The following is a 20,169-nucleotide window of genomic DNA, read 5'->3' on the forward strand; positions in this document are numbered from 1 at the left end:
GCCACCACGCGGCCAGGACCAGCGCCGACACCGGCATCAGCGCCGTGAACAGCGCCGCCTGCGTGCTGGGGGCCGTGGGGCTGGTTTCGCTTGACGGAAGGCGGCGGGAAGGAGCGGTCAAGCCGGCCGATGTATACTCCCAAAGCTTTGCATGCCGCAAGGCGCACGGTGAGGGCAGTTCCAGTGCTCACCGCAAGTCAAACATCCCGGAACAAGGAAATTCAACATGATCGCAGCCTCCATCAAGGCCGAAGTTGTCAAGGACAACGCCCGTGCAGCCAACGACACCGGCAGCCCCGAAGTGCAAGTCGCACTGCTGACCGCCCGTATCAACGAGCTGACCCCCCACTTCAAGACGCACGCCAAGGACCACCACGGTCGTCGCGGCCTGCTGCGCATGGTCAGCCGCCGTCGCAAGCTGCTCGACTACCTCAAGTCCAAGGACGCCGAGCGTTACACCGCGCTGATCGCCAAGCTGGGTCTGCGCAAGTAATTCGAATCGCATGAAAAAACGCCTGGGTTAGTCCGCTAGCTCAGGCGTTTTTTACTTCGCGATCCACTTTCGGAGTGCCCAACAGAGCGAAGCTGTGTCATTCCAATGAAGTTCGTCCCGAGCTTCGCTGGAATGGCATCGTGTTCTGAGCAGCCTCCGCCCCTTGCGAATCCTGTGTGATTCGCTATCAAAATAGGAGCAACAATGAGCCTCTTCAACAAAATCACCAAGTCCTTCCAATGGGGCGACAAGACCGTCGTCATGGAAACCGGTGAAATCGCCCGCCAGGCGACCGGCGCCGTGCTGGTCGACATCGACGGCACCGTGATCCTGGCGACCGTGGTCGCTTCCAAGGCCGCCAAGCCGGGTCAAGATTTCTTCCCGCTGACCGTCGACTACATCGAGAAGACCTACGCCGCGGGCAAGATCCCCGGCAGCTTCTTCAAGCGCGAAGCCAAGCCCAGCGAACACGAAACGCTGACCAGCCGCCTGATCGACCGTCCGATCCGTCCGCTGTTCCCCGAAGGTTTCCTGAACGAAGTGCACGTGGTGATCCACACCGTGTCGCTGAACCCTGAAGTCGACGCCGACATCGCCGCCATGATCGGCGTGAGCGCCGCGCTGTCGATCTCCGGCATCCCGTTCAGCGGCCCGATCGGTGCCGCCCGCGTGGGCTACATCAACGGCCAGTACGTGCTGAATCCGGGTCCCACGGCCCGCAAGGATTCGCAGATGGACCTCGTCGTCGCCGGCACGCAAGCCGCCGTGCTGATGGTCGAATCCGAAGCCCAGCAGCTCAGCGAAGAAATCATGCTGGGCGGCGTGGTGTTCGGTCACGAGCAGGCCAACATCGCGATCAACGCGATCCACGACCTCGTGCGCGACGCCGGCAAGCCGGAATGGCTCAAGGAAGGCACCTGGGTGCCTGAAGCCAAGGATGAAGACTTCATCGCCAAGATCAACGGCCTGGCCGAAGAAAAGCTGCGCGCCGTCTACCAGATCCGCAGCAAGCAGGCCCGCACGCAAGCCCTGCGCGAAGCCAATGCCAGCGTCTTCACGGCCCTGAAGGCCGAAGGCGCCGAGTTCGACGCCGGCAAGGTCAGCGACCTGCTGTTCGCGATCGAATCGCGCATCGTGCGCGGCCAGATCCTGCAAGGCGAGCCGCGCATCGACGGCCGCGACACGCGCACCGTGCGCCCCATCGAAATCCGCAACTCCGTGCTGCCCCGCACCCACGGCTCGGCGCTGTTCACGCGCGGCGAGACGCAGGGCCTGGTCGTCACCACGCTCGGCACCGAGCGCGACGCACAGCGCATCGATGCGCTGGCCGGCGAGTACGAAGACCGCTTCCTGTTCCACTACAACATGCCTCCCTTTGCCACCGGCGAAGTGGGCCGCATGGGCTCCACCAAGCGCCGCGAAGTGGGTCACGGCCGCCTGGCCAAGCGCGCGCTCGTCGCCGTGCTGCCGACCAAGGAAGAATTCCCGTACACCATCCGCGTGGTGTCGGAAATCACCGAGTCGAACGGTTCCTCGTCGATGGCTTCGGTCTGCGGCGGCTGCCTCTCGATGATGGACGCCGGCGTGCCCATGAAGGCGCACGTGGCCGGTATCGCCATGGGCCTGATTAAGGAAGACAACCGCTTCGCGGTGCTGACCGACATCCTGGGCGACGAAGATCACCTGGGCGACATGGACTTCAAGGTGGCCGGCACGACCAACGGCATCACCGCGCTGCAGATGGACATCAAGATCCAGGGCATCACCAAGGAAATCATGCAGGTCGCACTGGCACAGGCCAAGGAAGCACGCATGCACATCCTGGGCAAGATGCAAGAAGCGATGGGCGAAGCCAAGGCCGACGTGTCGCAGTTCGCACCGCGCCTGACCACGCTGAAGATCAACCCCGAGAAGATCCGCGACGTGATCGGCAAGGGCGGCGCGATCATCCGTGGCCTGCAGGAAGAAACCGGCACGACGATCAACATCGACGAAGACGGCACCATCACCATCGCCTCGACCGATCCGGAAAAGGCCGAATTCGCCAAGAAGCGCATCGAGCAGATCACCGCTGAAGTCGAAATCGGCAAGGTCTACGAAGGCCCGATCACCAAGATCCTGGACTTCGGTGCGCTGGTCAACCTGCTGCCCGGCAAGGACGGCCTGCTGCACATCAGCCAGATCGCGCACGAGCGCGTCGAGAAGGTGACCGACTACCTGAGCGAAGGCCAGATCGTGAAGGTCAAGGTCCTCGAGACCGACGAAAAGGGCCGCGTCAAGCTGTCCATGAAGGCCCTGACCGAGCGTCCGGCCGGCATGGAATACAGCGAGCGCCCGCCGCGCGAAGACCGTGGTGATCGCGGCGACCGTGGCGGCGACCGCCGCGAGCGTTCGGACCGTGGCGACCGCGGTGACCGCGGTGACCGCGGCGGCGATCGTGGCGAGCGCGCACCGCGCTTCAACGACCAGCAGCAACAGCCCCGCGGCGAGCAGCAACAGCAGCCCGCCGGCGAGTCGCAGCAGCAAGCGCCGCGCGAACCGCAGGAGTAAGCAGTGAGGCGCGACGGCCTGTGCCGTCGCCTCTCGCGTGGACAGTGGTGATGCCCGCCCCGTGCGGGCATCCGAGCCTCGGAGACCCCCATGAAAGCCATTGAGATCACTTCGTACGGCGCCCCTGAGGTGCTGCGCGTCGCTGCACGTCCCGACCCGGTGGCGGGCGAGGGCGAGCTGCTGATCCGCGTGGCGGCCAGCGGCGTGAATCGCCCGGACGTGCTGCAGCGGATGGGGCACTACCCCGTGCCGCCCGGCGCCTCCGACCTGCCGGGCCTCGAAGTGGCCGGCGAGATCGTGTCGGGTGACGCCAAGGCGCTGGCCGATGCGGGCTTCCAGGTCGGCGACCGCGTGTGCGCGCTGGTGGCTGGTGGCGGCTATGCCGAGCTGTGCGTGGCGCCCGTGGCGCAATGCCTGCCGGTGCCCAAGGGCTGGAGCGATGTCGAGGCGGCTTCGCTGCCCGAGACCTTCTTCACCGTCTGGAGCAATGTGTTCGAGCGCGGCCGCCTGCAGAAGGGCGAGACCCTGCTGATCCAGGGTGGCTCCAGCGGCATCGGCGTCACGGCGATCCAGATCGCCAAGGCGCTCGGCGCGACCGTGATCGTCACGGCTGGCAGCGACGACAAGTGCGAAGCCTGCCTGAAACTCGGCGCCGACCACGCGATCAACTACCGCACGAGCGATTTCGTCGAAGTGGCGAAGCAGCTCACGGGCGGCAAGGGCGTGGACGTGGTGCTCGACATGGTGGCTGGCGACTACGTGGCGCGCGAGGTCGAGTGCCTGGCCGAAGACGGCCGGCTGGTGATCATTGCGGTGCAGGGCGGTGTGAAGAGCGAGATCAACGCGGGCCTCGTGCTGCGTCGTCGGCTCACGATCACCGGCTCGACGCTGCGTCCGCGGCCGGTGGCGTTCAAGGGCGCCATCGCCAAGGCTTTGCGTGAAAAGGTCTGGCCGTTGCTCGAAAGCGGCGCGGTCAAGCCCGTGATCCACAGCACCTATGCGGCAGCAGGTGAGCCCAGCGGCGCGGCCCAGGCTCACACCCTGATGGAATCGAACCAGCACATCGGCAAGATCGTGCTGACTTGGTGAGACGAACAACGCGATGACAACCTTCAAGAAACTGATTGCCGGCAACTGGAAGATGAATGGCGGCCTGGCCGCCAACGAGGCGCTGGTGAAGGCCCTGCAGCAAGGGCTGGCCGCCAGCCCCGCGGCCTGCGGTGTTGCACTGTGCACGCCTGCGCCGTACTTCGCCCAGCTGCAATCGCTGCTGGCGGGCACGCCGTCGCTGGCCCTCGGTGCGCAGGACATCTCGGCGCACCCGCAAGGTGCGTTCACCGGCGAGCAGTCGGCGGCCATGCTGAAGGATTTCGGCGTGCGCTATGCCATCGTGGGCCATTCGGAGCGTCGCCAGTACCACGGCGAAACCGACGATGCCGTGGCGGCCAAGACGGCGGCGGCGTTGGCGAACGGCATCACGCCGATCGTCTGTGTCGGCGAGACGCTGGCAGAGCGCGAAGCAGGGCAGACCGAAGAGATCGTCAAGCGCCAGCTGGCTGCGGTGATCCATGTGAACGGCCACTGCATCAGCGAGATCGTCGTGGCCTACGAGCCGGTCTGGGCCATCGGCACGGGCAAGACGGCTTCGCCGGAGCAGGCGCAGGCGGTGCATGCCGTGCTGCGTGCGCAACTGCACCATGCCGCGAGCGAACACGCCGCGGGCATCAAGATTCTGTACGGCGGCAGCATGAACGCGGCGAATGCCGCCGAACTGCTGGCGCAGGCCGACATCGACGGCGGCCTCATCGGCGGCGCCTCGCTCAAGGCGCCCGACTTTCTGCAGATCATTTCTGCCGCTGCACGCTGATCGCGGCAACGGCAGCCATCACTTAGGAGTAAGAACGAATGAACGTGGTCCTCAATCTTCTGGTCGGCGTGCAAATGCTGGCGGCGCTGGCAATGATCGGCCTGATCCTGATCCAGCACGGCAAGGGTGCCGACATGGGTGCGGCCTTCGGCAGCGGCAGTGCAGGCAGCCTGTTCGGCGCCAGCGGCAGTGCCAACTTCCTTTCGCGCACCACGGCCGTGCTGGCTGCGGTGTTCTTTGCCTGCACGCTGCTGCTGGCCTACTTCAGCCACGCACGTCCTGCGGGCGGTGGCAGCCTGCTCGAGCGCGCAGCCGTGGGTGCGCCTGCTGCACCGGCCGCGCCTGCGACTGGCGCTGCGGGCGAAATCCCCGCTGCAGCAGCACCTGCCAAGGCCGCTTCGGCGCCTGCTGCACCCGTTTCGGGCTCCGGCCAGATTCCGGCCAAGTAATCAGGTTGTTTTCATGCAGCCGTTCGTGAGAAACGGCTTCATTTCAGGGTAAACTCTAAATCTGTTCAGAAAGCCAAATGCCTCAACGGCACCTCATGCCATCTGGACAGTTAAAAACCGCGGTCGTGGTGAAATTGGTAGACACGCTATCTTGAGGGGGTAGTGGCGAAAGCTGTGCGAGTTCGAGTCTCGCCGACCGCACCAAATCTCACCGGCAGAAGAACTCTATCCAGAGGCTCTTTTGTCGGTGGCAAGCGGTGAAAATTTCTCGATGAACCTCGATTCCTACCTTCCCGTCCTTTTGTTCATTTTGGTCGGGGTCGGCGTAGGCGTCGCCCCGCAAGTCATCGGATACATCCTCGGGCCCAATCGGCCCGACGCTGCGAAGAACGCGCCCTACGAGTGCGGCTTCGAAGCCTTCGAGGATGCGCGCATGAAGTTCGACGTGCGCTATTACCTCGTCGCGATTCTCTTCATCCTCTTCGATCTCGAGATTGCCTTTCTCTTTCCGTGGGCCATTGCGCTCAAGGAAATCGGCGCTGTTGGCTTCTGGGCCATGATGATCTTTCTCGCCATCCTCGTCGTGGGCTTCGTCTACGAGTGGAAAAAAGGCGCGCTCGACTGGGAATGACAAGGAAGCTACACGATGGCCATTGAAGGCGTTCTCAAAGAAGGCTTCGTCACCACGACCTACGACTCGGTCGTGAACTGGGCGAAGACCGGATCTCTCTGGCCGATGACGTTCGGCCTCGCATGCTGTGCGGTCGAAATGATGCATGCGGGCGCTGCCCGCTACGACATCGACCGTTTCGGCATGCTGTTCCGCCCCAGCCCGCGCCAGTCCGATCTGATGATCGTGGCCGGCACGCTGTGCAACAAGATGGCGCCGGCGCTGCGCAAGGTCTACGACCAGATGCCCGAGCCGCGCTGGGTGCTCTCGATGGGCTCCTGCGCGAACGGCGGTGGTTACTACCACTACAGCTATTCCGTGGTGCGGGGCTGCGACCGCATCGTGCCGGTCGACGTCTATGTGCCGGGTTGCCCGCCCACCGCTGAAGCGCTGCTGTACGGCGTGATCCAGCTGCAGCAGAAGATTCGCCGCACCAACACCATTGCCCGCGCCTGAGAGATTGCCGACGATGACTGACTTTGCAATTTCGCCGGAGGTGCTGCGCGCCACCATTGCCGAGACGCTCGGCGCCAAGGCCAAGAGCGTGACGCTCGCGCTCGAAGAAGTGACCGTTGTGGTCAGTGCTGCCGACTACATCGATGCAGCAACGCTGCTGCGCGATGCGCCCGGCTGCCGTTTCGAGCAGTTGATCGACCTGTGCGGCATGGACTATTCCGACTACCGCGAAGGCGAGTGGCAGGGCGAGCGCTACGGCGTCGTCTCGCACCTGCTCTCCGTGAGCCTCAACCAGCGCGTGCGCCTGAAGGTGTTCGCGACCAGCGAAGACCTGCCCGTGATCGATTCGCTCCAGCCCGTCTGGAGCGCTGCCACGTGGTTCGAGCGCGAAGCCTTTGACCTGTACGGCATCGTGTTCGACGGCCACGACGACCTGCGCCGCATCCTGACCGACTACGGCTTCATCGGTCATCCGTTCCGCAAGGACTTCCCGGTGTCGGGTCACGTCGAAATGCGCTACGACGAAGAGCAGAAGCGCGTGGTCTACCAGCCGGTCTCGATCGAGCCGCGCGAAATCACGCCGCGCGTGATCCGCGAAGACAACTACGGCGGCGGTTTGCACTGACAGATATGGCCGAAATCAAGAACTACACACTCAACTTCGGTCCCCAGCACCCCGCAGCACACGGCGTGCTGCGCCTCGTGCTCGAGCTGGACGGCGAAGTGATCCAGCGCGCCGACCCCCACATCGGCCTGCTGCACCGTGCGACCGAGAAGCTTGCCGAATCGCGCACCTTCATCCAGTCGCTGCCCTACATGGACCGCCTCGACTACGTGTCGATGATGTCCAACGAGCACGCCTACTGCCTCGCCATCGAGCGGATGATGGGCCTCGATGTGCCGATCCGCGCGCAGTACATCCGCGTGATGTTCGCCGAGATCACCCGCCTGCTGAACCACCTGCTGTGGCTCGGCGCGCACGGTCTGGACTGCGGTGCGATGAACATGCTCATCTACTGCTTCCGCGAGCGTGAAGACCTGTTCGACATGTACGAAGCCGTGTCCGGCGCGCGCATGCACGCGGCGTACTTCCGTCCGGGCGGTGTCTACCGTGACCTGCCGGATTCGATGCCGCAGTACAAGGTCAGCAAGATCAAGAATGCGAAGGCCATCGAGAAGCTCAATGAGAACCGCCAGGGCTCGTTGCTCGACTTCATCGACGACTTCTGCAAGCGCTTCCCGAAGATGGTCGACGAGTACGAGACGTTGCTCACCGACAACCGCATCTGGAAGCAGCGCACCGTGGGCATCGGCGTGGTCACGCCGGAGCGCGCGTTGAACCTGGGCTTCACCGGCCCGATGCTGCGCGGCTCGGGCGTCGAATGGGACCTGCGCAAGAAGCAGCCCTACGACGTCTACGACCAGATGCAGTTCGACGTGCCCGTGGGCAAGACCGGCGACTGCTACGACCGCTACCTGGTTCGCGTGGAAGAAATGCGCCAGGCCAACAAGATCATCCAGCAGTGCTCGGCATGGCTGCGCGCCAACCCCGGCCCGGTGATCACCAGCAACCACAAGGTCGCCGCGCCTGCGCGCGAATCGATGAAGGCGAACATGGAGGAGCTGATCCACCATTTCAAGCTCTTCACCGAAGGCTTCCATGTGCCCGAAGGCGAGGCGTATGCCGCCGTCGAGCATCCCAAGGGCGAGTTCGGCATCTACCTCGTGAGCGACGGCGCCAACAAGCCGTACCGCCTGAAGATCCGCGCCCCGGGCTTCCCGCACCTCGCTGCCCTCGACGAAATGTCGCGCGGCCACATGATCGCCGACGCTGTCGCGGTGATCGGCACGATGGACATCGTGTTCGGCGAAATCGACAGGTGAGAAAGAGCGAATGACGACTTCCTCAACCCATCACCATGACGCGGCGCCCTCGGCGCCGTTGAAGGCTGCCATCCTCGAGCGCTTTGCGCGCGAGGTCGCGAAGTACCCCGAAGCCGGCAAGCAGTCGGCCGTGATGGCCTGCCTGGCCATCGTCCAGCAGGACGAAGGCTTCGTGAGCGTGCAGCGCGAGCGCGAGATCGCCGCCTACCTCGGCATGGCGCCCATCGCCGTGCACGAGGTGACGACCTTCTACAACATGTACAACCAGCATCCGGTGGGCAAGTTCAAGCTCAACGTGTGCACCAACCTGCCGTGCCAGCTGCGCGACGGCGTCACCGCGCTCGTGCACCTCGAGAAGAAGCTCGGCATCAAGATGGGCGAGACCACGGCCGACGGCCTGTTCACGCTGCAGCAGAGCGAATGCCTGGGCGCCTGCGCCGATTCGCCCGTGATGCTGGTCAACGACCGCACCATGTGCAGCTTCATGAGCAACGACAAGCTCGACCAGCTCATCGACGGTTTGCGCAGTGCCAAGCCAGGGGAGGCTTCGTGATGACGCCCGAACAGGTTCTCTCGCAATTCCAGGCCACCGGTGTCCAGACCTGCTTCCATGACCGCCACATCGGCGCTCAGATCTATGCAGGCCTGGACGGCACCAACTGGCACCTGGCCGACTACGAAGCGCGCGGCGGCTACCAGGCGCTGCGCAAGATCCTCACCGAGGGCCTCACGCCCGACCAGGTGATTGCCGAAGTGAAGGCCTCGGGCCTGCGCGGCCGTGGCGGCGCGGGTTTCCCGACCGGTCTGAAGTGGAGCTTCATGCCCCGCCAGTTCCCGGGCCAGAAGTACCTCGTCTGCAATTCGGACGAAGGCGAGCCCGGCACGTGCAAGGACCGCGACATCCTGCAGTTCAACCCTCACATCGTGATCGAAGGCATGGCCATCGCCGCGTATGCGATGGGCATCAGCGTGGGCTACAACTACATCCACGGCGAGATCTTCCAGAGCTACGACCGCTTCGAGGCCGCCCTCGAAGAAGCGCGCGCCGCCGGCTACCTCGGCGACAAGATCATGGGCAGCACGTACAACTTCCAGTTGCACGCGGCCCACGGCTTCGGTGCCTACATCTGCGGCGAAGAAACCGCGCTGCTCGAATCGCTCGAAGGCAAGAAGGGCCAGCCGCGCTTCAAGCCGCCGTTCCCAGCCAGCTTCGGCCTGTACGGCAAGCCGACCACCATCAACAACACCGAGACCTTCGCGGCGGTGCCCTGGATCATCCGCAACGGCGGCCAGGCCTACCTCGAGTGCGGCAAGCCGAACAACGGCGGCACCAAGATCTACTCGGTGAGCGGCGACGTCGAGCTGCCCGGCAACTACGAAGTGCCGATGGGCACGCCGTTCTCCAAGCTGCTCGAACTGGCCGGCGGCGTGCGCAAGGGCCGCACGCTCAAGGCCGTGATTCCCGGCGGCTCGTCGTCGCCGGTGCTGCCGGCCGACATCATGATGGCCTGCACCATGGACTACGACTCGATCGCCAAGGCCGGCTCCATGCTCGGTTCGGGCGCCGTGATCGTCATGGACGACACGCGGTCGATGGTCGAGTCGCTCAAGCGCCTCTCGTACTTCTACATGCACGAGTCCTGCGGCCAGTGCACCCCCTGCCGCGAAGGCACGGGCTGGCTCTACCGCGTGGTGGACCGCATCCACAACGGACAGGGCAAGCCCAGCGACATGCAGCTGCTGGACTCCGTGGCCGGCGACATCATGGGCCGCACCATCTGTGCGCTCGGCGATGCGGCAGCCATGCCCGTGCGCGCCATGATCAAGCACTTCCGCCATGAGTTCGAGGCCCTGATCCCGGGCCACGTCCCGACGGCGCCCGTCAAGGCCTGAGTGCGAGAAGAAACACAGACATGATCGAAATCGAACTCGACGGCAAGAAGGTCGAAGTGACCGAAGGCAGCATGGTGATGCATGCGGCCGAAAAGGCGGGCACCTACATTCCGCACTTCTGCTATCACAAGAAACTCAGCATCGCGGCCAACTGCCGCATGTGCCTGGTCGACGTGGAAAAGGCGCCCAAGCCGATGCCGGCCTGCGCCACGCCCGTCACGCAGGGCATGATCGTTCGCACCAAGAGCGACAAGGCCATCAAGGCCCAGCAGTCCGTCATGGAGTTCCTGCTGATCAACCACCCGCTGGATTGCCCCATCTGCGACCAGGGCGGCGAATGCCAGCTGCAGGACCTGGCCGTCGGCTACGGCGGTTCTTCTTCGCGTTACGAAGAAGAAAAGCGCGTCGTGTTCCACAAGGACGTCGGCCCGCTGATCAGCATGGAAGAAATGAGCCGCTGCATCCACTGCACGCGCTGCGTCCGTTTCGGCCAGGAAGTGGCCGGCGTGATGGAGCTGGGCATGTCGCACCGCGGCGAGCACTCCGAAATCGAAACCTTCCTCGGCGACTCGGTCGACTCCGAGCTGTCGGGCAACATGATCGACATCTGCCCGGTCGGCGCGCTCACGAGCAAGCCCTTCCGCTACAGCGCCCGCACCTGGGAACTGTCGCGCCGCAAGTCGGTGAGCCCGCACGATTCCACCGGTGCCAACCTGATCGTCCAGGTCAAGAACAACCGCGTGATGCGCGTGGTGCCGCTCGAGAACGAAGACGTCAACGAATGTTGGATCGCCGACCGCGACCGCTTCTCGTACGAAGCGCTCAACGGCACGGAACGCCTGACGCAGCCCATGCTGAAGCAGGGCGGCCAATGGCAGCAGGTCGACTGGCAGACGGCGCTCGAGTACGTCGCCAACGGTCTCAAGCAGATCAAGACCGACCACGGTGCGCAAAGCATCGGCACGCTGGTCAGCCCGCACAGCACGCTCGAAGAGCTGCAGCTCGCCGCCATGCTCACGCGTGAACTCGGCAGCGACAACATCGACTACCGCCTGCGCAATGCCGAGTTCTCGGCCTTCGAAGGCGTGCGCTGGCTCGGCACCTCGATCGCCTCGCTCACGCAAGTGCAGCGCGCGCTGGTCGTCGGCTCGAACCTGCGCAAGGAACACCCGCTGTTCGCACAGCGCATCCGCCAGGCCGTGCGCAAGGGCGCCGCGCTGTCGGTGATCACCTCGTCCAGCCTCATGGCCGACCGCGGTGCCTGGGCCATCGACGTGGCGCAAGCGTCGATCGTCGACGCCGACCAATGGGTCGAGGCGCTGGCCGCCGTGGCCGCGGCCATCGGCCAGACCAATGGCGCGGCCGCACCGCTGGCACCGAAGAACGCACCCGACGCCGCCGCGCAAGCCATCGCAGCCTCGCTGCTGAGCGGCGAGCGCAAGGCGATCCTGCTCGGCAATGCCGCCGCGCACCACGCGCAAGCCAGCAGCCTGCTGGCCCTCGCGAACTGGATCGGCGCACAGACCGGCGCCACCGTCGGCTACCTGACCGAAGCGGGCAACACCGTGGGCGCACAGCTCGTCGGCGCCTTCCCGCAAAACGGCGGCCTCGATGCCGGCCGCATGCTTGCCGCCGGCTCCGGCCTGAAGGCCGTGCTGCTGCTGAACACCGAGCCGGTGTTCGACTCGGCCGCCGGTGCTGCCGCCGCCGATGTCATCGGCAATGCGCAGATGGTGGTCACGCTGAGCCCCTTCAAGGCCAACCTCGAGTTCAGCGACGTGCTGCTGCCCATCGCCCCGTTCACCGAAACGCCCGGCACCTTCGTCAATGCTGAAGGCCGCGTGCAGGGTTTCCATGCCGTCGTGAAGCCGCAAGGCGAAACGCGCCCGGCGTGGAAGGTGCTGCGCGTGCTGGCGAACCTGCTCGGCCTGCCGGGCTTCGCCTTCGAATCGACCGCCGAGGTGCTGGCCACCGTCGGTGACAAGGGCACCGTACCGGCGAACGCGCTGAGCAACGCCACCTCCGCCAAGGCCGTCGCGGCCAGTGGCGTCGTGGCTGCGCCCGTGGTCGCGAGCATCTACCAGCTCGACTCGATCGTGCGCCGCGCACCGTCGCTGCAGTTGACCGCCGACGCGCGCCACAGCGCACAGGCCGCACCCGCTCGTGCCGAGGAGGCCCTGGCATGATCGACGCAATTCATGGCTTCGGCCAGGGGCTGGTCGCCGCGGGCTGGTGGACGTCCGTCGTCTGGCCCGTGGTCTGGACGCTGATCAAGATCATCGTCGTCGTGATCCCGCTGATGCTGGCCGTGGCGTACCTCACGCTGTGGGAACGCAAGGCCATCGGTTTCACGCAGATCCGCGTGGGCCCGAACCGCATCGGGCCGCTGGGCCTGCTGCAGCCGATCGCCGACGCGCTCAAGCTGATGACCAAGGAAATCATCCTTCCGACGGTCGCTAACAAGGGCCTGTTCCTGCTCGGCCCGATCATGACCATCATGCCGGCGCTGGCCGCATGGGCCGTGATTCCCTTCGGTCCCGACGTGGCGCTGGCCAACATCAATGCCGGCCTGCTGTTCGTGATGGCCATCACCTCGCTCGAGGTGTACGGCGTGATCATCGCCGGCTGGGCCTCGAACTCGAAGTACGCCTTCCTGGGCGCGCTGCGTGCCTCGGCACAGATGGTGAGCTACGAAATCGCGATGGGCTTCTGCTTCGTCGTGGTGCTGATGGTCACGGGCAGCCTGAACATGTCCGACATCGTGACGGTGCAGGGCAAGGGCATGTTCCAAGACATGGGCATTGGCTTCCTGTCGTGGAACTGGCTGCCGCTGCTGCCGATCTTCGTTGTGTACTTCATCTCGGGTCTCGCCGAAACCAACCGCCACCCGTTCGACGTGGTGGAAGGCGAATCGGAAATCGTGGCCGGCCACATGATCGAGTACTCGGGCATGAGCTTCGCGATGTTCTTCCTGGCCGAGTACGCCAACATGTGGCTCGTCTCGATCCTGACCGTGGTGCTGTTCCTCGGCGGATGGCTGCCGCCGTTCGAGTTCCTGAGCTTCATTCCGGGCTGGATCTGGCTGGGCCTGAAGACCTTCTGCGTGGTCACCATGTTCCTGTGGGTGCGCTCGACGTTCCCGCGCTTCCGCTACGACCAGATCATGCGTCTGGGCTGGAAGATCTTCATTCCCGTCACCCTGGTGTGGCTGGTCGTGGTCGGTGGCTGGATGCAGACGCCGTTCAACATCTGGAAATAAGCAGGAAGCGACGACATCATGACTGCTTCACACACCGCCGGAGGGCTCGGACGCACCTCCAAGCTGGCCTCCGCACCGTTCTCGCTCAAGGACTTCCTGGGCAGCTTCATGCTGTTCGAACTGTTCAAGGGCCTGGCCATCACGGGCAAGTACGCCTTCGCGCGCAAGATCACCGTCCAGTTCCCCGAAGAGAAGACGCCGCTGTCGCCGCGCTTCCGTGGCCTGCACGCGCTGCGCCGCTACGAGAACGGCGAAGAGCGCTGCATCGCCTGCAAGCTGTGCGAGGCCGTGTGCCCCGCGCTGGCGATCACCATCGAATCCGACGTGCGTGACGACGGCTCGCGCCGCACCACGCGCTACGACATCGACCTGACCAAGTGCATCTTCTGCGGCTTCTGCGAAGAGAGCTGCCCGGTCGACTCGATCGTCGAGACGCACATCTTCGAATACCACGGCGAAAAGCGCGGCGACCTGTACTTCACCAAGGACATGCTGCTGGCCGTGGGCGACCGCTACGAAAAAGAAATCGCGGCGAACAAGGCGGCCGACGCCAAGTACCGCTGAGCCGGCTCCGCTCGAAACCCGTACCAATCGAATTCCAATGGACGTCAAGACCGGTCTGTTCTATCTGTTTGCCGCGGTGCTGCTGTTTGCAGCCTTCCGCGTCATCACCTCCCGCAACCCCGTGTACGCCGCGCTGTACCTGGTGCTGGCCTTCTTCCAGGCCTCGGCCATCTGGCTGCTGCTGCGCGCCGAGTTCCTGGCGATCTCGCTCGTGCTGGTGTACGTCGGCGCCGTGATGGTGCTGTTCCTGTTCGTCGTGATGATGCTGGACATCGACGTCGACGGCCTGCGAGAGGGCTTCTGGAAGCACTTCCCGCTGGCGGCAGGCATCGGCGCGCTCATCGCGCTCGAAATGGCGGCCGTGCTCATGGGCGGCTTCCGCCTGGGCGAAGGCCCGCGCGCCATGGCGACGACCTCGCCCAACAGCTCGAACACGCTCGAGCTGGGCAAGCTGCTGTACTCCGAATACCTCTATCCGCTGGAAATCGCCGCGGTCATCCTGCTGGTGGCCATCATTGCCGCCATTGCACTGACGCTGCGCACCCGCAAGGACAGCAAGTACGTCAACCCGTCGGACCAGGTGCGCGTGAAGGCGCGCGACCGCGTGCGCATCGTGCAGATGCCCGTCACGCGTGCGGCCGAGCCGGTGGTTGAGGCCCCGGCAGCGGATGCCGCTGCAAAGGAAAACAAGGCATGACGCTCACGCTCGGACACTTTCTCTCGCTCGGCGCGATGCTCTTCGCGCTGTCGGTGATCGGCATCTTCCTGAACCGCAAGAACCTGATCGTGCTGCTGATGGCCATCGAGCTGATGCTGCTGGCGGTCAACATGAACTTCGTGGCCTTCTCGCACTACCTGGGCGACATGCACGGCCAGATCTTCGTGTTCTTCATCCTGACGGTGGCGGCGGCCGAATCGGCCATCGGCCTGGCGCTGCTGGTCCTGTTGTTCCGCAACAAGTCCAACATCAACGTCGACGAACTCAACTCGCTCAAGGGTTGACAGCAGTATGAGCGCAACCCTTTCCGCATCCACCTTGCTGGCCGTGCCGCTGGCACCCCTGGTCGGCGCCGCACTTGCCGGCCTGTTCGGCACGAAGTTCGGCGGCAACCACATCGGCCGCAAGGTCACGCATTCGCTGACCATCCTGGGCGTGTTCGTCGCCTTCGTGATCTCGGCGATGACGCTGAAGTCGGTCATCGTCGACGGTGCCCGCTTCAACCAGACCATCTACGAATGGATGATGGTCGGCGGCCTGAAGATGGAAGTCGGCTTCCTGGTCGACGGCCTCACGGCCATGATGATGTGCGTCGTGACCTTCGTGTCGCTGATGGTCCACATCTACACCATCGGCTACATGGAAGAAGACGACGGCTACAACCGCTTCTTCTCGTACATCTCGCTGTTCACCTTCTCGATGTTGATGCTCGTCATGAGCAACAACATGCTCCAGCTGTTCTTCGGCTGGGAAGCGGTGGGCCTGGTGTCGTACCTGCTGATCGGCTTCTGGTTCAACAAGCCCACGGCCATCTTCGCGAACATGAAGGCCTTCCTGGTCAACCGCGTGGGTGACTTCGGCTTCATCCTGGGCATCGGCCTGATCGCCGCCTACGCCGGCACGCTGAACTACGGCGAAGCCTTCGCCAAGGCGCACACGCTGGCCGGCATCACCTTCCCGGGCACCGAGTGGATGCTCATCACGGTGATCTGCATCTGCCTGTTCATCGGCGCGATGGGCAAGAGCGCCCAGTTCCCGCTGCACGTGTGGCTGCCCGACTCGATGGAAGGCCCGACCCCCATCTCGGCGCTGATCCACGCGGCGACCATGGTGACGGCCGGCATCTTCATGGTGGCGCGCATGTCGCCGCTGTTCGAGCTGAGCGACACGGCCCTGAGCTTCATCCTCGTGATCGGCGCCATCACCGCGCTGTTCATGGGCTTCCTGGGCATCATCCAGAACGACATCAAGCGCGTGGTCGCGTACTCGACGCTGTCGCAGCTGGGCTACATGACGGTGGCGCTCGGTGCCTCGGCCTACTCGGTCGCGGTGTTCCACCTGATGACGCACGCCTTCTTCAAGGCGCTGCTGTTCCTCGGCGCGGGCTCGGTGATCATCGGCATGCACCACAACCAGGACATCCGCTGGATGGGCGGCGTGCGCAAGTACATGCCCATCACCTGGATCACCTCGCTGCTGGGTTCGCTCGCGCTGATCGGCACGCCGCTGTTCTCGGGCTTCTACTCGAAGGACAGCATCATCGAGGCCGTGCACGAAAGCCACCTGTGGGGCGCGCAGTTCGCCTACTACGCGGTGCTGGCCGGCGTGTTCGTGACGGCGTTCTACTCGTTCCGCATGTACTTCCTGGTCTTCCACGGCAAGGAACGCTACGACCAGAACCCGGACGCACACCACGACGACCATGCGCACGACGCGCACGGACACGACGACCACGGCCACGGCCACGACGCCCACAAGCCGCACGAATCGCCGATGGTGGTCTGGCTGCCGCTGGTGCTGCTGGCGATCCCCTCGGTGGTGATCGGCTTCATGACCATCGACCCGATGCTGTTCGGCAGCTTCTTCAAGGACGCGATCTTCGTCGACGGTGCCAAGCACCACGCGATGGGCGAGCTGAAGGAAGCCTTCCACGGCCCGGTCGCCATGGCGATCCACGGCCTGCAGACCGCACCGTTCTGGTTGGCGCTGGCCGGCGTGGCGCTGTCGTACTACATGTACATGATGAACCCGGCGCTGCCGGCCGCCATCAAGCGCGCCTTCAGCCCGATCTACAACCTGCTCGAGAACAAGTACTACCTCGACTGGATCAACGAGAACATCCTCGCCCGCGGTGCGCGCCTGCTCGGCACGGGCCTGTGGAAGGGCGGCGACCAGGCGCTGATCGACGGCGCGCTCGTCAACGGTTCCTGGAAGGTGGTGGGTCGCGTGGCCGGCGTCGTGCGCTGGCTGCAGTCGGGCTTCATCTACCACTACGCCTTCGCGATGCTGCTGGGCATCTTCATCCTGATGACGTACTTCGTCTGGTTCAAACGTTGAGCCCGAACGCTGGAGAAAGAGAAAAATGGGTTTGTTGAGCCTTGCCATCTGGGTGCCGATCGCATTCGGCGCCGTGCTGCTGGCGTTTGGCCGCGACGAGCACGCCAAGGGCGTGCGCTGGGTCGCGCTCGTCGGTGCCATCGTGAGCTTCCTGGTCACGGTGCCGCTGTTCACGCGCTTCCAGAACGGAACCGCCGCGATGCAGTTCGTCGAGAAGACGAGCTGGATCTCGCGCTTCAACGTCAACTACCACCTGGGCATCGACGGCATGTCGCTGTGGCTGGTGCTGCTGACCTCGTTCATCACGGTCGTGGTCGTGATCTCGGCCTGGGAAGTGATCACCGAGCGCGTGAACCAGTACATGGGCGCGTTCCTGATCCTGTCGGGTTTCATGATCGGCGTGTTCTCGGCGCTCGACGGCATCCTGTTTTACGTGTTCTTCGAAGCCACGCTGATCCCGATGTACCTGATCATCGGCATCTGGGGCGGCCCGAACAAGATCTACGCGGCGTTCAAGTTCTTCCTGTACACGCTGCTCGGCTCGCTGCTGATGCTGGTCGCGCTGATCTTCCTGTACAACAAGTCGGGCGGCAGCTTCGACATCCTGAGCTGGCACAAGCTGCCGCTGGGTTCGACCGCGCAGACCTTCCTGTTCTTCGCCTTCTTCGCGGCCTTCGCCGTCAAGGTGCCGATGTGGCCGGTCCACACCTGGCTGCCCGACGTGCACGTCGAGGCCCCCACGGGCGGTTCGGCCGTGCTGGCCGCGATCATGCTGAAGCTGGGTGCCTACGGTTTCCTGCGCTTCTCGATGCCCATCGCGCCTGACGCTTCGCACGAGTGGGCGTGGCTCATGATCGCGCTGTCGCTCATCGCCGTGATCTACGTGGGCCTGGTTGCGCTGGTGCAGCAGGACATGAAGAAGCTGGTGGCGTACTCGTCGGTGGCCCACATGGGCTTCGTGACGCTGGGCTTCTTCATCTTCAACGAGCTCGGCGTGTCCGGCGGCATCGTGCAGATGATTGCCCACGGCTTCGTGTCGGGCGCCATGTTCCTGGGCATCGGCGTGCTGTACGACCGCGTGCACTCGCGCCAGATCGCCGACTACGGCGGCGTGGTCAACACCATGCCCAAGTTCGCCGCGTTCGCGCTGCTGTTCGCCATGGCCAACTGCGGCCTGCCGGGCACCGCCGGTTTCGTGGGCGAATGGATGGTGATCCTGGGCGCCGTCAAGGCCAACTTCTGGGTCGGCCTGGGCGCTGCCACCGCACTGATCTTCGGCGCTGCCTACACCCTGTGGATGTACAAGCGCGTGTACCTGGGCCCGGTCGGCAACGACCACGTCAAGGAACTGAAGGACATCAACGCCCGCGAATTCCTGATGCTCTCGCTGCTGGCGATCGCCGTGCTGTGGATGGGCCTGTATCCGAAGCCTTTCACCGACGCGATGGATGCCTCCGTCGTCGAGCTTCTGCGCCACGTGGCGATTTCGAAGCTGCCCGTCTGATGCCACGCTGAAGAAGAGAACGAGATGATTGACAAACTCAGCTGGGTGACGATCTACCCCGAAATCGTGTTGCTGGTCATGGCCTGCATCATTGCGCTGGTCGACCTGTCGGACACGAGCCCGCGCCGCACCCGCACCTACATCCTGACGCTGCTCACGCTGGCGGCGGTGGCCGTGCTCACGGGCCTGGCCGCTGTCGGCGGCAAGACCTCCTACGGCTTCGGCGGCATGGTGGTGAGCGACACGATGGGCAACTGGCTCAAGTGCTTCGCTTCGCTGGCCCTGATGGTGACGCTGGTCTACGGCCGTCCCTACGCGGCCGACCGCGAGATGCTGCGCGGCGGCGAGATGTTCACGATCAGCATGCTGGCGCTGCTGGGCATGTTCGTGATGATCGGCGGCAGCAACTTCCTGCTGATCTACCTCGGCCTGGAACTGCTCACGCTGTCGAGCTACGCGCTCGTGGCGCTGCGCCGCGACAACGCGGTGGCCAGCGAAGCCGCCATGAAGTACTTCGTGCTCGGCGCCATGGCCAGCGGCTTCCTGCTGTACGGCCTGTCGATGATGTACGGCGCGACCGGCTCGCTCGACCTGAACGAAGTGTTCAAGGCGATCTCGACCGGCAAGGTGAACCACCAGGTGCTGGTGTTCGGCCTGGTCTTCATCGTGGCCGGCCTGGCGTTCAAGGTCGGTGCCGCACCGTTCCACATGTGGGTGCCCGACGTCTACCAGGGCGCGCCGACGGCGATCACGCTGCTGATCGGCGCCGCGCCCGAGCTGGCTGCCTTCGGCATCATCATCCGCCTGCTGGTCGACGGCCTGCAGCCGCTGGCCATCGACTGGCAGCAGATGCTCGCCGTGCTGGCGGTGGCGTCGCTGGTGATCGGCAACCTGGCCGCCATCGCGCAGAGCAATCTCAAGCGCATGCTGGCCTACTCGACCATCGCGCAGATGGGCTTCATGCTGCTGGGCCTGGTGGCGGGTTCCGACCTGCAGGGCACGCAGAACGCGCAGGCCGCCTACAGCGCCGCGATGTTCTATGTCGTGACCTACGTGCTGACCACGCTGGCGAGCTTCGGCATCATCCTGCTGCTGGCGCGCGAAGGCTTCGAAAGCGAAGAGATCACCGACCTGGCCGGCCTGAACCAGCGCAGCCCGCTGTACGCCGGCGTGATGGCCATCGCGATGTTCTCGCTGGCCGGCCTGCCGCCACTCGTTGGCTTCTACGCCAAGCTGGCCGTGCTGCAGGCGCTGATCGCCTCGGGCGCTGCCATCTACATCGGCCTGGCCGTGTTCGCCGTGATCACCTCGCTGATCGGTGCGTTCTACTACCTGCGCGTGGTCAAGGTCATGTACTTCGATGCGCCCGTCACGGCGACCACCGTGTCGGCCTCGTTCGACGTGCGCACCGTGCTCACGATCAACGGCGCGCTGATCCTGATTCTTGGTGTCCTGCCCGGCGGTCTGATGACGCTGTGCTACGACGCCATCGCGGCCACGCTGGCCCACTGACGCGGTCCGCAAC

General features: G+C 64.5%; 19 protein-coding genes and 1 tRNA gene. All 20 read left to right on the top strand.

What is annotated here, in order from left to right; translation table 11 throughout:
• The first annotated feature begins 226 nt into the window (after positions 1-226).
• The 20 genes from rpsO (at position 227) to nuoN (ending at position 20,156) form a co-directional block, all read left to right on the top strand.
• Positions 227-493 carry a 30S ribosomal protein S15 gene (gene rpsO, locus AC3WQR_RS18025; protein ID WP_056579564.1) on the top strand — a complete coding sequence of 89 codons (267 nt, stop codon included), beginning with the start codon at positions 227-229 and terminating at the stop codon, positions 491-493.
• A 204-nt stretch (positions 494-697) separates the two neighbouring features.
• On the top strand, positions 698-3,043 hold the full coding sequence (gene pnp, locus AC3WQR_RS18030) for a polyribonucleotide nucleotidyltransferase (RefSeq protein ID WP_492743076.1): 2,346 nt from the start codon (positions 698-700) through the stop codon (positions 3,041-3,043).
• 90 nt (positions 3,044-3,133) lie between these two features.
• Entirely contained in the window at positions 3,134-4,132 is a 999-nt protein-coding gene (locus AC3WQR_RS18035; RefSeq protein ID WP_159276094.1) for an NAD(P)H-quinone oxidoreductase, read from the top strand.
• Between the two features lie 13 nt (positions 4,133-4,145).
• Positions 4,146-4,910, top strand: a complete 765-nt coding sequence (gene tpiA / locus AC3WQR_RS18040) for a triose-phosphate isomerase (protein ID WP_447745788.1) — start codon at positions 4,146-4,148, stop codon at positions 4,908-4,910.
• A gap of 38 nt (positions 4,911-4,948) precedes the next feature.
• Positions 4,949-5,359 carry a preprotein translocase subunit SecG gene (gene secG, locus AC3WQR_RS18045; RefSeq protein ID WP_159271069.1) on the top strand — a complete coding sequence of 137 codons (411 nt, stop codon included), beginning with the start codon at positions 4,949-4,951 and terminating at the stop codon, positions 5,357-5,359.
• A 119-nt stretch (positions 5,360-5,478) separates the two neighbouring features.
• Positions 5,479-5,563 (top strand) — tRNA-Leu (locus tag AC3WQR_RS18050).
• 67 nt (positions 5,564-5,630) lie between these two features.
• Positions 5,631-5,990: an NADH-quinone oxidoreductase subunit A gene (locus AC3WQR_RS18055; RefSeq protein ID WP_055805154.1), complete on the top strand. Its 360-nt coding sequence runs from the start codon at positions 5,631-5,633 to the stop codon at positions 5,988-5,990.
• A gap of 15 nt (positions 5,991-6,005) precedes the next feature.
• Positions 6,006-6,485, top strand: a complete 480-nt coding sequence (locus AC3WQR_RS18060; RefSeq protein ID WP_007837763.1) for a NuoB/complex I 20 kDa subunit family protein — start codon at positions 6,006-6,008, stop codon at positions 6,483-6,485.
• Positions 6,486-6,498: 13 nt separating this feature from the next.
• The gene (locus AC3WQR_RS18065) at positions 6,499-7,110 is read left to right on the top strand and encodes an NADH-quinone oxidoreductase subunit C (RefSeq protein ID WP_447745781.1); all 612 of its coding nucleotides are present in this window, start codon (positions 6,499-6,501) and stop codon (positions 7,108-7,110) included.
• A gap of 5 nt (positions 7,111-7,115) precedes the next feature.
• Complete coding sequence (locus tag AC3WQR_RS18070) at positions 7,116-8,369, top strand: NADH-quinone oxidoreductase subunit D (protein WP_070063113.1); 1,254 nt, start codon at positions 7,116-7,118, stop codon at positions 8,367-8,369.
• A gap of 10 nt (positions 8,370-8,379) precedes the next feature.
• The gene (locus AC3WQR_RS18075) at positions 8,380-8,922 is read left to right on the top strand and encodes an NADH-quinone oxidoreductase subunit NuoE family protein (protein ID WP_062475406.1); all 543 of its coding nucleotides are present in this window, start codon (positions 8,380-8,382) and stop codon (positions 8,920-8,922) included.
• Positions 8,922-10,262: an NADH-quinone oxidoreductase subunit NuoF gene (gene nuoF / locus AC3WQR_RS18080; protein ID WP_070063112.1), complete on the top strand. Its 1,341-nt coding sequence runs from the start codon at positions 8,922-8,924 to the stop codon at positions 10,260-10,262. The genes AC3WQR_RS18075 and nuoF overlap by 1 nt, the downstream gene beginning before the upstream one ends.
• Positions 10,263-10,282: 20 nt before the next feature.
• Positions 10,283-12,448 carry an NADH-quinone oxidoreductase subunit NuoG gene (gene nuoG, locus AC3WQR_RS18085; RefSeq protein WP_447745778.1) on the top strand — a complete coding sequence of 722 codons (2,166 nt, stop codon included), beginning with the start codon at positions 10,283-10,285 and terminating at the stop codon, positions 12,446-12,448.
• A complete protein-coding gene (gene nuoH / locus AC3WQR_RS18090; RefSeq protein ID WP_095949076.1) occupies positions 12,445-13,521 on the top strand; it encodes an NADH-quinone oxidoreductase subunit NuoH in 1,077 nt (358 codons plus the stop codon). The genes nuoG and nuoH overlap by 4 nt, the downstream gene beginning before the upstream one ends.
• A gap of 18 nt (positions 13,522-13,539) precedes the next feature.
• Positions 13,540-14,085, top strand: coding sequence for an NADH-quinone oxidoreductase subunit NuoI (gene nuoI, locus AC3WQR_RS18095; protein ID WP_062475395.1), 546 nt, complete (start codon positions 13,540-13,542; stop codon positions 14,083-14,085).
• A gap of 37 nt (positions 14,086-14,122) precedes the next feature.
• Positions 14,123-14,782 (top strand): NADH-quinone oxidoreductase subunit J, encoded by a 660-nt coding sequence (locus AC3WQR_RS18100; protein WP_062475392.1) that lies wholly within the window; start codon positions 14,123-14,125, stop codon positions 14,780-14,782.
• Entirely contained in the window at positions 14,779-15,087 is a 309-nt protein-coding gene (gene nuoK, locus AC3WQR_RS18105) for an NADH-quinone oxidoreductase subunit NuoK (RefSeq protein ID WP_007837741.1), read from the top strand. The genes AC3WQR_RS18100 and nuoK overlap by 4 nt, the downstream gene beginning before the upstream one ends.
• A 7-nt stretch (positions 15,088-15,094) precedes the next feature.
• The gene (nuoL, locus tag AC3WQR_RS18110; RefSeq protein ID WP_062475389.1) at positions 15,095-17,140 is read left to right on the top strand and encodes an NADH-quinone oxidoreductase subunit L; all 2,046 of its coding nucleotides are present in this window, start codon (positions 15,095-15,097) and stop codon (positions 17,138-17,140) included.
• Between the two features lie 25 nt (positions 17,141-17,165).
• Positions 17,166-18,644, top strand: a complete 1,479-nt coding sequence (locus AC3WQR_RS18115; RefSeq protein ID WP_062475386.1) for an NADH-quinone oxidoreductase subunit M — start codon at positions 17,166-17,168, stop codon at positions 18,642-18,644.
• 24 nt (positions 18,645-18,668) lie between these two features.
• On the top strand, positions 18,669-20,156 hold the full coding sequence (gene nuoN / locus AC3WQR_RS18120) for an NADH-quinone oxidoreductase subunit NuoN (RefSeq protein ID WP_062475383.1): 1,488 nt from the start codon (positions 18,669-18,671) through the stop codon (positions 20,154-20,156).
• The last annotated feature ends 13 nt before the right edge of the window (positions 20,157-20,169 follow it).

Source organism: Variovorax sp. FW305-3-2-15-B-LB1 (genome assembly GCF_058787635.1).